Source organism: Phyllobacterium sp. P5_D12 (genome assembly GCF_054049495.1).
In genome coordinates, this window is the sequence record NZ_JBFUMG010000093.1 from 1 (window position 1) to 12,485 (window position 12,485).

Genomic DNA, 12,485 nt, shown 5'->3' on the forward strand with positions numbered 1-12,485 from the left:
GGCCTTTTCCGAACCGGTGAGCACTATGGCGCCGATGGTGTTGTCCTTGTCAAAAGCCTCAAGCGCTTCGGCAAGTTCGGCCAACAACGCTGAGTTCAAGGCGTTGAGCGCTTTGGGGCGATTGAGTTGAATGAAGCCCACCTTTTCGCGCGTCTCGACGATGATATTTTCGTAAGTCATCCGAACTCCTCCAATCATTGCTGACAGACGGGACAATAAAACGTTGAACGCCCACTCTGAACCATGCGCGCCACCGTGCCATGGCAGCCCTTGCGCGGGCAAGGCTGACCTTCGCGGTCATAGACGGAAAAGGAGTGCTGGAAGTAGCCAAGAGCGCCGTCGGCTTGCCTGTAGTCCTTGAGGCTCGATCCGCCCGCCTTGATCGCGTCGCCGATGACAGAGCGAATCGAAGTGGCAAGACGTCTGGACATGTCCGTGGCTGTGCCGTTCTCGCCTGATATGCTCCCGGCCATACGCGATGGCGAAAGTTCAGCCCGCCACAGCGCTTCACACACATATATATTGCCGAGACCGGCTATGAGCTTCTGATCGAGCAATGCGGCTTTCAATGGAGCGGCCTTGTTTGCAAACAACTTCGCCAGAAGCGACCCGTCCAGACGGTTGCCTGTAGGTTCGGTGCCGAGATCCTTGATTAGTGGATGCGCATTGAGCTTGCCGGGTTCGGAGAACAACATAAACCCGAAGCGTCGCGGGTCGTTGTAGATGATGCGTCGCTTGCCGTCTTTCGTGTCCAGATGTAGCACGACATGGTCGTGTGCAACGCTTTTCGATCGGTCATGGTGAAAGGCACCAGGCATATTGCTGCCATCCTCATGTTCGATACGGTAGGAGCCGGACATGCCGAGATGGCTGATCAGGCCAAGACCGTCATCGAGATGCGCAATCAGATATTTGGCGCGTCGTTCGAGCGCCACGATGTGACGACCTGTCAGCCGCTCGGCAAACTGTTCGGGGAAAGGAAAGCGCAGATCGGGACGATTTTGATCGACGGCAAGGATCGTCGAGCCCTCCATGACCGGCTGCAGTCCGCGTTTGACCGTCTCAACTTCTGGTAGCTCAGGCATTTGGAGAGAGGTCTCCGGTTCCCTTCAGGAAACTCTTGCCATGCAAGCCCGGCGCGATACCGAGATGGGCAGCCACCGTTTCTCCAATATCGGCGAAGGTCGGGCGAATACCGAATGAGGCGTGGGGAAGGTCTGGACCGTAGCAGAGGACAGGCACACGTTCGCGCGTATGATCAGTTCCCTTATAGGTCGGGTCGCAGCCGTGATCTGCAGTGAGAACCATAAGATCGCCCAGACGCAGTTTGGCCAATGCCTCCGGCAGCCTCCGGTCGAAGGCTTCCAGCGCTGCCGCGTACCCGGGCACGTCACGCCTATGGCCATAGAGCATGTCGAAATCGACGAAATTGGTGAAGACAAGATCGCCGTCCTGTGCGTCGTCCATGGCGACCAGCGTTTCATCGAAGAGCGCCATATTGCCATTGGCCTTGCGCACCTGGCCAACGCCCTGATGGGCATAGATATCACCGATCTTGCCGATGGCGATCACCATGCGGCCCGCATCTGTCAGCCGGTCCAGCAATGTCGGCTCCGGCGGCGGGACAGAATAATCGCGGCGATTGCCGGTCCGCGTGAAGGTTGCCCGGGTTTCCCCGATAAAAGGCCTTGCGATGACGCGGCCAATATTGAGCGGATCGACAAGCTCGCGAAGAATAGCGCAAAGTTCATAGAGCCGGTCCAAACCGAAATGCACCTCATGCGCGGCAATCTGGATGACGGAATCGGTCGACGTGTAGAATATGGGCTTGCCTGTGCGGATATGCTCCTCACCATATTCATCGATGATGTCCGTCCCGGATGCGTGTTTGTTGCCGAGGATGCCAGGTATCTGTGCACGTTGCATGGCATCTGCTACGAGACTGTCGGGAAATGTCGGAATTTTCTGGGGGAAATAGCCCCAGTTGAACGTAACCGGCACGCCGGCAATCTCCCAATGGCCGGACGGCGTGTCCTTGCCTCGGGATACTTCTTCCGCCGCACCCCATAGTGCGGACGGAGCAAGCGGCTCCGAAGGGAACGGAAGATCTGACGCGAGATTGGCGGCGTGGAAGAGACCGAGTGCCTTCAGGTTCGGCAGCTGGAGTGGACCGGAACGCAGTCCGGCTCGATCGCCGGCTCCGGCTGCGCAGGCTTCGACAATATGACCGAATGTATTTGAACCTTCATCCCCGAACGCCTTTGCATCTGGCGCCCCGCCGATGCCGAAGGAATCGAGTACAAAAAGGAAAGCGCGAGACATGCCTCACTCCGATAGGGTTGTTCCCCACAGATAGGTGAAACTTTGCGCAATGACAAATGTCTGCGATTAGCAGTCTGAACAGGCGACTGATTCACCCTGCCGCACGCGTCCGTAGGCGGTCTTGGGCATGGTTATTCCGATCGCCGAAGTGCCGTTTGCTTTCGTGATCACATTCTTCATATAGAAGGCCATGAGCGGCACATAGCCTATCGACATCTCGACCCGGATCACCGACGTACTCGGGATCAGTAGATTTGGATCAAGAGCCACTGCACTTCCGGCCACATAAGGTTTCGAGTAGACCAGATTGACCTTGCGCCTTGACCACGCAACTGTCGCTACACTGGCTGCAGATATGTCGATGGCGGTGATGGTGATCTGCGGCGTGTCGCGCGTATAGGGCAGAAGCGTCGCCGTTCCGATATCCATGATATCCTTGATATCCGCCTGGGTGATGGTCTGTTGCTGAGTAACCAGATCTGCGACCATGCTGGTGGCACGGCCGAGGTTTTTGTTGAGATCAAGTCCCGCAGTAGCCTCCACGCTACCCATATAGAGCGCGATCATGACAGGCGCGATCAGGGCGAACTCCAGCGCCGCGACACCGCGCCGATCGCGGAGAAAGCTCCGCATCCATTTCAGCAACGAGACTGCGGTCGGTTTTTGTTTGCTATAGGCTTCCATGCGTCACACTTTCGGAAGAATGAAGGAATGCTTGTTTGAAGGTGCCGGTTCAGAGATAGGGTTCGTTTCTCCAGGTCGCGGACGAGAAAAGCAGTATCTTTCCTGTTCCATCGATGGTGGCGATGCGAGGTTTCATGAGATCGGTAAAAATCGGCCAGCGATAAAAGACCCGCAGCTGGTTGATGGTGTTGGCTCCGCCCGGTGCGCTCTTGAATCCAGTCGAATTGACATCGCCACCTGTCTTGAGCGGGATCGTTTTCGGAACGAGGGCGAAGGTGGTGTAGGTGCGCAAATCCACAACCAGGTCGGGACAATTCGCCGCCGGCATCAGCAATCTGGTGCAAACCATTTGCTTCAGCTGAGTCAGATTGAGGGTCTTGATCTCACCGGTGCGTAGCTGGCGTGCAATATCGTCCGTTGCGTTCGCCATGACCTGCTGGGCTGTAAAACTCAGGCTCACCTCGATTACGGCGAAGATCAGCAGGAAGAAGGGCAATGCTATCATCGCGAATTCGATTGCAACCGTCCCTCGCTTGTTGGCGAAGAACCGCGCTGCGATAGACCGGCGCGTGCTCTTCGGCCGGTCGGCAGTGCCAAAGAATTTATGCATTTTCCCGAACATGGTTTCCCCGCGCAATTAGCCCGAAGACAACTCTTACACGTCAGATATTAGAATCTCGTTTGGGGACAACGGCAAATTGCTGGCAATGGATTTACTTTTTCTCAACCCTATCCCGCGTCGACCTAGCCGCCGCCGCCGATTTGCGCGTCGGATGCCTTCTCGGCAGCGGTTTTCTGCGCGGTCTCGCAATAGGGCGTGCACGAAAGCGTCTGGACATAGGCCCGGCGATAGACGCGGGTCGTATTGGCGACGCTACGGCTGACCATGACCTGGTCATCGACGATAGCAGCGCCGTCCGCATCGATGATAACGATATTGGTGATGCCAAAGCCCTTGCCTGTCAGAACGACCGTACGCGAATCCTTGACCACCGCATCGGCAATCTCCGGGTCTCCAACGACCACCGTATCGGCTGGACGGGCGAGTTTGAGGATTCTTGCCTGGTTCATCACGATGTGGATGCCGGTATCGGCCTGCGTTGCCGGCGCAACCGACAAAACTGCAGCCAGGGTCAGCACCGTTGTGAGGACACAGGAACGGATGCTTCGGCTTCTGACGTGAACCATAGGATAGCCCTTCGAAAATTGTTCGGTTAACCATGGCGGGGATTGGTGAAGGAAAGCTTAAATCTTCAAACAGATAATGAAAGTATATGCGAGGCAGCCGTTCCGCTGCGCCTTCGCCGACGAGACTCGCCAGGGCGGTTAAATTTGTAGAAACAGTATAGTTAGAATTTATACCAAATCGGACTGGTATTTTTCATCCTCTGGTGACGTGATTTAAGGTTTCATGGTGGTTTACATTTCCGTAACGGTATTTCTTAAGCCGAATGCAATGAGCGGCACCTACTTTCCATGAGTATTCAGTGACGCAAGAGGCATGAGCGTGAGTTCGACATGAAGCGACCCGTAAAGATCATCTTCGACGTCTTCGCCGATTTTCTGCGCGATAGATCGGGCACGACAGCCATCGAATACACGTTGATCGCTTCGATCATCAGCATAGGCATTATGGTTGGTGCAGGTACGCTCGGCACATCGTTGAAGGATCTGTACGCGAGTTTCACCAATGACGTGACGGAAGCCGCCAACAGATGACCCGACAGGAATCGATCACTTTTTCGCCGGAACACAACCATGGTTGAAGCAGCTATACTTGTCATCTTTCCGTTTGCCATGGTGTTTGCCGCCACGTCCGACCTGTTGTCCATGACCATACAGAACAGGGTTCCAATTATTCTGATTGTATCCTTCATGATCATTGCGCCTTTGACCGGTATGGCCTGGGATGTCTATGGGATGCACTTTGTTGCGGCTGTGACAGTGCTTGCAGCCACTTTTGCCTTATTTGCCACCGGAACGATGGGTGGCGGCGACGCGAAGCTCATGGCCGCGACGGCACTCTGGTTGGGCTGGAATTTGGAACTGGTGCAGTACTTGGTAACGCTATCGCTGTTTGGCGGAATGTTGACGATGTTGATCCTGCACTACCGCGGCTCGTTTGTTGCGCGGGTCTATACGGAGCGATTTGAATTCATGCGCCGCCTCGCAAAGAAAGGCGAAGGCGTGCCCTATGGAATAGCGCTCGGATTTGCCGGACTGCTGGCCTTTCCGTCGTCACCCCTCGGCCTTTGGGTTGTCGATCGTCTTGCTCATAGTTGAGCAATGTTTGGGATTGACCCCGAAGCGCAGTCTCCGGGCCAAGCAATAGCTTAAATAGTAAACGTTAAGCGCCGTTAATCATACTTTTAAGCAATACGTTAACCTTAATTACACGATTAACACGTCAATGTGCGACCAAAGTATCTAAGACGAAAGTCTAGTGGGGCACATCAATGCAAAAAGCTCGTCTTGTCATATTGGTCGTAGCGGTCGCTGCTGCGGGTGCGGCCGGCTACATCGCCACGCATATGAAGCCCAATGTTACGGTTGTCGCCGATGCCGGTCCGCAGATCAAGCTGCAGGACGTTCTGGTCGCCACCGAAAATCTCGGTGTTGGAGCCGAGGTGCAAGGGCAGATGCGTTGGCAACAATGGCCGGAGGACGCCGTAGCTGACGGATACATCAAACGTTCCGAACGACCCAATGCGGAAGAAGAACTGAAAGGTTCAACAGTCCGCCTGCAGATTTTCCCCGGAGAGCCGATCCGTGAAGCCAAATTGATCGGTAAGGGCCAGAGCTTCATGTCCGCACAGCTCCCGGCAGGTATGCGCGCCGTTGCGACACAGATCGCAGCCGAGACCAGCGCAGGCGGGTTTATCCTGCCGGATGATTATGTCGATGTGATCATGATCCGGCAGATGGAGGGAGAGCAGAAGCAGTACGCGACTGAAACCATTCTCAGCAACATTCGCGTGTTGGCGATCGACCAGACAATTCAGGAAGACGAAAAGGGTGACAAGACCAAGGTTGGTTCCACCGCCACGCTCGAACTCACGCCGGAGCAAGCCGAAATACTGACCGTCGCTCAGCAGATGGCTGCTCGTCTGTCACTCGTTCTGCGCTCCGTACAGGATGCGCAGGAACAGACGGGGCCCGGCGCAGAATATCTTGTCAACTCACCCGGCAGGGCAGGCAACGTGAAGTTGATCAAGTCCGGCACCGTGACCGAAATCCTGGGGCGGAAATAATAAAAATGGGAAGCGAGACAAAGATGTTCAAACACGGTTTCCGGCGTCCATCGACAGCAATGGCTTTCGCCCTTGGCTGCGCCCTCGCGGTTCCTGCAATACAAAGTACGGCGATTGCCGAAAGCAGCGTCGTAAGGGTCAATCAGGGCCAGGGCATGAACAAGCGCATCAACCTCGGCCTGAACAAATCGCTGGTCGTCGATCTTCCAGCGGACGCCTATGATATCCTCGTGGCCAATCCGAGCGTCGCCGATGCCGTGACCCGCACGGCACGCCGTATTTACCTCTTCGGCAAGCAGGTCGGGCAAACAAATATTTTCGTTTTTGGACCGAATGGCGAGCAGTTGGCAAGCTTCGATCTGATGATCGAACGCGATGTCGCCGGTCTTGAAGACGCTTTGAAAAAATATATTCCGGACTCGAACATCAAAGTCGAGTTGATGAATGACAACGTCATCCTGACAGGATCGGTGCAGACGCCGCTTGATGCGAAGAGAGCAACCGATCTTGCCACATTGCTGGTTTCAGGCGGTGAAGCGACGACGGGACAATATGCGATCACGGCAGCGGGCCAAGGCGGCAGCAATGGCGGTGGCGGTTCGGATGTGGCGATCAGCGACCCGGACGAGGCGCGTCAGAAGAGCAAGATCGTCAATCTAATCCAAATCGCTGGCGACGATCAGGTTACATTGAAAGTGACCGTGGCCGAAGTCAGCCGGACAGTGATGAAGCAGCTCGGCGTCAATCTGGTTGTGAACGGCGTAGGTAATGGGATCAGTTTCACCGGCTTGTCTCAAAACGTCGCTGCTTTGGGCCAACCCCTGAGCCAGTCCGGCGCGGCTATCGGCGGCACAATCGGCAATACGTCGATCGCCGCTTATCTTAACGCAATGGAAATAGCTGGAGTAATGAAAACGCTTGCGGAGCCGTCCTTGACCGCTATCTCCGGCGAGAAAGCTACGTTCAAAGTTGGCGGTGAATATAATGTCTTCTCCGGCCAAGACGTGGACGATAATGGCAGAGTCACCCGCACGCACGACAAGATCGAGTATGGCATCGGTTTGGAATTTACTCCGGTTGTTCTTTCGCCGGGGCGCATCAGCTTGAAGGTAAGGACGTCTGTTTCTGAACCAACCCTTGAGGGATCTATTACCGTTCCGGACGGAGTGCAAAACCAAGGATCCAATATTCTTTCCATTCGCAAACGCCTTGCCGATACAACGGTTGAATTGCCATCGGGCGGATCAATGATGATTGCAGGTTTGCTGCGCGACGAAACACGTCAGGCCATTTCGGGCTTCCCGGGCCTCTCGAAGGTGCCGATCCTCGGTACATTGTTCCGCAGCCGAGATTTCATCAGGAACGAGAGCGAACTCGTGGTCATTATCACGCCCTATCTCGTCCGTCCGGTCGCTCGCACGGCGCTCGCCAGGCCTGACGACAACCTCAACGCACCGAGCGATGCTGCGGGTATTTTCCTCGGCAGAGTCAACCGTATCTACGGCACCAAGGAAGCCAGTCTGCCTGCGGGTCAGTACGAAGGCACCATCGGGTATATCTACAAATGAACGAGGAACGGATCATGTCGAACGTGAACAAAAAGCTCCGCGTGAACCCGGTCCTGGCGTTGCTGGCCGTAACCCTGCTTGCGGGCTGCGCCCAGCAACGCGATGTGACAGGAGCCATTCCGGATGATTACCGGACCAACCATCCAATCGTCATTTCGGAAAAAGAACAGGTCGCCGATATACCGGTCGGCCACGCCGATACGAGGCTGTCGATTACCCAGCGCAGCATCGTCGAGAATGCCGCAGCCAATTACCGGTCGAACGGTTCCGGAGTCATCCACATTCTCCTTCCTGATGGTTCGCCCAATGAACGTGCTGCAGCGAAGTTGCGCGGGGAGATCGCCGCGACGTTGCGGAAGAAAGGCGTGAAGCCATTCAACATCTCCAGCGAACGCTATCAGGCTGGTCCGGAAGAATCCGCCCCGATACGCCTGTCCTTTTCGGCCATGACAGCATCGACCAATACGTGCGGCCAATGGCCCAAGGATATTCTCGATACGGCTCAAAACAGGCACTACGCCAATTTCGGCTGCGCCAATCAAAACAACTTTGCTGCACAGCTCGCCAACCCGGCCGATTTGCTCGGACCGCGCGCAACGTCTCCGATCGATGCGGAACGGCGAATTGTCGTGATCGATGACTACAGAAATGCGCCTACACCCGAGCCAATCACGGCACAGGAAGTTGAGTACTAAGCTGGTCTTGAGCAACCAACTCTCTTTGAAAAGCGGAATGCTAAAATGAGTCAAGTGGCCTTCGAAACAGAAAACCAGCCTGGAGACGGTGGCGAGCGATCGCCGGGTATAGGCTTGCACGCGCATCGGCCGATACCCCGCATATCGATTCAGGCATTTTGTGAAAGCGATGGCGTTGCAAAGCAGATAGCTCGTGCCAGCGAAGACCGGCGCATGGCCAAGACCCACGTTCAGGTCCATATGGGCGGGGTAGATACTGCCGTTGAACTGTTCCAAACCGTGCCGACACCCAACCTCATTCTGCTTGAGACATCGGCTGCCCCGCGCGACATGCTGCAGAATTTGGCGGCTTTATCCGAGGTGTGCGACCCTTCGACCAAGGTCGTGATCATTGGACATTTCAATGATGTCTGGCTCTACCGCGAACTCATCCGCAACGGCATATCGGAATATATGGTTGCGCCCATCGACCTGTCGGAGATTGTCGGCGTCATAGGCGGCCTGTTCGTCGATCCGGAAGCAAAGCCGCTCGGCCATTCGATTGCCTTCATCGGCGCTAAAGGCGGTGTCGGCGCCTCCACAATGGCGCACAATATTGCCTGGGCCATCTCGTCGCTCTTCAAGAGCGAGGTGGTTATTGCCGATATGGATCTGCCTTATGGCACGGCGAATATCAACTTCGACCAGGACCCGGCACAGGGAATTGCCGAAGCGGTCTTTTCGCCAGAACGCATTGATGACGTGTATCTCGACCGTCTGTTGGCACAATGCGCTGAACATCTCTCGCTGCTTGCGGCACCATCGACGCTTGATCGCGTTTTTGATTTCCGCGACGATTCCTTTGCGCACCTGATCGATGTGGCGCAAAGATCCGTTCCCCACGTCGTTCTGGACGTGCCGCACACATGGAACGGCTGGACGCGCACAACGCTGGCCCGGGCCGATGAAGTCGTTATCGTTGCATCACCGGAATTGGCAAATCTGCGCAATACAAAAAACCTGCTCGATACCCTGAAGCAGCTTCGCCCCAATGACGCCCCGCCAAGACTGATCCTCAATCAGGTCGGTGTGCCCAAACGCCCTGAAATTGCCCCCCTCGATTTCTGCAGTCCGCTTGGAATTCTACCGATCGCCAAGATCCCCTTCGAGCCTGCGCTGTTCGGGAGCGCGGCTAACAATGGTCGGATGTTGGCGGAAACGGATGGGGCTAATCCCATTGTTCAAAGCATTAACGAGATCGCGCATATCCTGACTGGTCGCATGACACTGAAGCCCAAGAAGAAGCCCGGATTGTCGTCAGTACTCTCCCGGTTGAAGCGAAAGAAACAGTAAAGAGAAATCATGTTCGGTAAACGCGGTAATCCCCAATCAAGCGGGGCCGGTGGAAGCCAGGTTCAGGAGTTTCGGGCGCCAGCCCTGGAGACGGCGCTACCTCTTGGCGGAGGGGGCATCGCGCCGGCCGGACTGCCGCGGGATGTATTGGAGCCCAAGCGTTCGCCCGTTGAAACGCCGAAGCCTGTCGTGCCGCTGCGCGAAAAAAACGAAGCTTATTACGATACGAAATCGCAGGTTTTCGCCGCACTGATCGACACGATCGACCTTGCGCAATTGTCGAAACTCGACCCGGAAGTGGCACGCGAAGAAATCCGCGACATTGTCAACGACATCATCGCCATCAAGAACTTCGCCATGTCGATCTCGGAGCAGGAAGAGCTGCTCGACKATATCTGCAATGACGTTTTAGGCTATGGGCCACTGGAGCCTTTACTGGCGCGCGATGACATCGCCGACATCATGGTCAATGGTGCGCGCAAGACCTACATCGAAGTGCTCGGCAAAGTACAGGAATCCGGTGTTCGTTTCCGCGACAACCAGCAGCTCCTCAACATCTGCCAGCGTATAGTCAGCCAGGTAGGAAGGCGCGTCGACGAGTCCAGTCCCATCTGCGACGCACGTCTGCCCGATGGCTCGCGTGTCAACGTTATCGCACCGCCGCTTGCGATCGACGGACCGGTGCTGACCATTCGTAAATTCAAGAAGGACAAGCTGACACTGGACCAGCTTGTCCGTTTCGGCGCCATTTCTCCTGCCGGTGCCGAGCTTCTGCAAATCATTGGCCGCGTCCGTTGCAATATCGTCATCTCCGGCGGTACCGGCTCCGGCAAGACGACGCTCCTTAACTGCCTGACCAATTATATCGACAAGGATGAGCGCATCATCACTTGCGAAGATTCGGCGGAACTCCAGCTTCAGCAGCCGCATGTGGTTCGGCTTGAAACAAGGCCGGCGAATCTCGAAGGCGAGGGCGAGGTCACCATGCGCGATCTCGTCAAGAACTGCCTACGCATGCGCCCTGAACGGATCATCGTCGGCGAAGTGCGCGGACCTGAAGTATTCGATCTGCTTTCTGCGATGAACACCGGCCACGATGGGTCCATGGGTACGATCCACTCGAACAGCCCGAGGGAATGTCTTAGCCGTATGGAATCCATGATTGCCATGGGCGGCTTTGCTCTGCCGCAAAAGACCGTGCGCGAAATCATCGTCGGTTCGGTGGACATTATTATTCAGGCGGCACGCCTCCGGGATGGTTCGCGGCGCATCACCCACATCACCGAGGTGATCGGCATGGAAGGTGAAGTTGTTATAACGCAGGACCTTGTCGTCTATGAGATCACAGGTGAGGACGCCAATGGTCGTCTCATCGGAAAGCACGTCTCCACGGGCATTGGCCGCCCGCACATGTGGGAGCGGGCGCGCTATTACAATGAGGACCGGCGGCTCGCCAATGCGCTCGATTCCATGGAAGCGGCGAAGCTATGACGGTGGGATCGGAGCGCAACAATGTTCGGGCTTGATCTCGCGCAGCTTGGTTTCATCGTACTGGTTGTGCTCGCCGTCGCCGCTTTGGCCTACGTATTCTTTTTTGATTCTATTGCATGGCAGAAAAAGGCGGACGAACGACTGAAAGAGGTCAAGCTCGCCGCAACGGATAGCCTTGGCAAATTCACGATTCGCGACAAGCAGGCCGAGGCGGTCAAGCGTCGCAAATCGGTTCACGATACGCTGAAGGACCTTGAACAGCGCCAGAAGCTGCGCGACAAGAATATCAAGTCGCCGCCGCTGAAAATGCTCATTCAGCAAGCGGGCATGAAGGTCACCATGCCGCGATTCTATCTCTATTCGGTTATTACAGGCATCGTGGTCACTGTGCTCGGCCTGATGTTCGGATCGCCGCTTTATCTTGCGCCGGGTTTATTCTTGGCGGGAGCCCTTGGCCTGCCGCGTTGGTTTGTCTATTTCCGCCGCCGCCGCCGCATCAAGGCTTTCCTGAACGAGTTCCCGAACGCCATCGATGTGATTGTCCGCGCCATTCGTTCGGGTCTTCCGTTGAACGATGGAATCCGGCTCATAGCGCACGAAGCTCAGGAGCCCGTGCGTGGAGAATTCCGCCGCATCGTCGATGCTCAACAGGTCGGTGTCAGTATCCCGGAAGGCGCTATGCGCATGTCCGAATTCATGCCCTGCTCAGAAGCCAGTTTCTTTGGCATCGTCATCCAGATACAGGCTCAGGCGGGCGGTAATCTTTCCGAAGCCTTGGGCAATCTGTCGCGTGTCTTGCGTGACCGGAAAAAGATGGCGGCCAAGGTTCAGGCGCTGTCCATGGAAGCAAAGGCTTCGGCCTATATCATCGGCGCACTGCCCTTTATCGTTGCCTTTTTGGTTTACCTGACAAGCCCGCAATACATCATGATTCTTTTCAACACCAACACCGGCAATTTCATTCTTGCTTGCGCCGGGACGTGGATGTCGATCGGCATCCTGGTGATGAAAAAGATGATCAACTTCAAATTCTAGCGAGAGATGCATGGTAAACGCCTTTGCTAAAGCCATCCAGGACCCGGCATTCATTTTCGCTATTCTGGTCGGGGTATCAATTTTCGCCACGCTCGTCACATTTCTCA

The 12,485-nt window shown here is 55.7% G+C and carries 14 protein-coding genes; 8 read left to right on the forward strand and 6 right to left on the reverse strand.

Translation table 11 applies throughout. From position 1 onward, the window contains the following. From ACXJ5O_RS08930 to ACXJ5O_RS08955, 6 genes are all read right to left on the reverse strand, one after another. On the reverse strand, positions 1 to 180 hold a 180-nt coding region (locus ACXJ5O_RS08930), incomplete at its 3' end, for an enoyl-CoA hydratase-related protein (RefSeq protein ID WP_457299578.1). Positions 181 to 194: 14 nt separating this feature from the next. After that, a complete protein-coding gene (mutM, locus tag ACXJ5O_RS08935) occupies positions 195 to 1,085 on the reverse strand; it encodes a bifunctional DNA-formamidopyrimidine glycosylase/DNA-(apurinic or apyrimidinic site) lyase (RefSeq protein WP_457299579.1) in 891 nt (296 codons plus the stop codon). Then, positions 1,078 to 2,322, reverse strand: coding sequence for a phosphopentomutase (locus tag ACXJ5O_RS08940; RefSeq protein WP_457299580.1), 1,245 nt, complete (start codon positions 2,320 to 2,322; stop codon positions 1,078 to 1,080). Before ACXJ5O_RS08940 ends, mutM begins: the two co-directional genes overlap by 8 nt. Before the next feature lie 66 nt (positions 2,323 to 2,388). Then, on the reverse strand, positions 2,389 to 2,955 hold the full coding sequence (locus tag ACXJ5O_RS08945) for a TadE/TadG family type IV pilus assembly protein (protein ID WP_457299581.1): 567 nt from the start codon (positions 2,953 to 2,955) through the stop codon (positions 2,389 to 2,391). Between the two features lie 100 nt (positions 2,956 to 3,055). After that, entirely contained in the window at positions 3,056 to 3,616 is a 561-nt protein-coding gene (locus tag ACXJ5O_RS08950; protein WP_457299582.1) for a TadE/TadG family type IV pilus assembly protein, read from the reverse strand. A 134-nt stretch (positions 3,617 to 3,750) separates the two neighbouring features. Further along, entirely contained in the window at positions 3,751 to 4,194 is a 444-nt protein-coding gene (locus tag ACXJ5O_RS08955) for a pilus assembly protein N-terminal domain-containing protein (RefSeq protein WP_112526448.1), read from the reverse strand. 330 nt (positions 4,195 to 4,524) lie between these two features. Between ACXJ5O_RS08955 and ACXJ5O_RS08960 the strand changes: the two genes are divergently transcribed. The 8 genes from ACXJ5O_RS08960 (at position 4,525) to ACXJ5O_RS08995 (ending at position 12,378) form a co-directional block, all read left to right on the forward strand. Beyond that, on the forward strand, positions 4,525 to 4,725 hold the full coding sequence (locus ACXJ5O_RS08960; protein ID WP_224513333.1) for a Flp family type IVb pilin: 201 nt from the start codon (positions 4,525 to 4,527) through the stop codon (positions 4,723 to 4,725). A gap of 39 nt (positions 4,726 to 4,764) precedes the next feature. Continuing rightward, positions 4,765 to 5,289, forward strand: coding sequence for an A24 family peptidase (locus ACXJ5O_RS08965; RefSeq protein ID WP_457299583.1), 525 nt, complete (start codon positions 4,765 to 4,767; stop codon positions 5,287 to 5,289). Between the two features lie 173 nt (positions 5,290 to 5,462). Continuing rightward, on the forward strand, positions 5,463 to 6,257 hold the full coding sequence (cpaB, locus tag ACXJ5O_RS08970; RefSeq protein WP_112526444.1) for a Flp pilus assembly protein CpaB: 795 nt from the start codon (positions 5,463 to 5,465) through the stop codon (positions 6,255 to 6,257). A gap of 5 nt (positions 6,258 to 6,262) precedes the next feature. Beyond that, entirely contained in the window at positions 6,263 to 7,825 is a 1,563-nt protein-coding gene (locus tag ACXJ5O_RS08975; RefSeq protein WP_457299584.1) for a type II and III secretion system protein family protein, read from the forward strand. Between the two features lie 14 nt (positions 7,826 to 7,839). Then, on the forward strand, positions 7,840 to 8,520 hold the full coding sequence (locus ACXJ5O_RS08980; protein WP_457299585.1) for a CpaD family pilus assembly protein: 681 nt from the start codon (positions 7,840 to 7,842) through the stop codon (positions 8,518 to 8,520). Positions 8,521 to 8,565: 45 nt separating this feature from the next. Continuing rightward, complete coding sequence (locus ACXJ5O_RS08985; protein WP_457299586.1) at positions 8,566 to 9,852, forward strand: AAA family ATPase; 1,287 nt, start codon at positions 8,566 to 8,568, stop codon at positions 9,850 to 9,852. A 9-nt stretch (positions 9,853 to 9,861) separates the two neighbouring features. Then, positions 9,862 to 11,343 (forward strand): CpaF family protein, encoded by a 1,482-nt coding sequence (locus ACXJ5O_RS08990; RefSeq protein ID WP_457299587.1) that lies wholly within the window; start codon positions 9,862 to 9,864, stop codon positions 11,341 to 11,343. A gap of 21 nt (positions 11,344 to 11,364) precedes the next feature. Next, positions 11,365 to 12,378 (forward strand): type II secretion system F family protein, encoded by a 1,014-nt coding sequence (locus ACXJ5O_RS08995; RefSeq protein ID WP_457299588.1) that lies wholly within the window; start codon positions 11,365 to 11,367, stop codon positions 12,376 to 12,378. Positions 12,379 to 12,485: the final 107 nt, after the last annotated feature.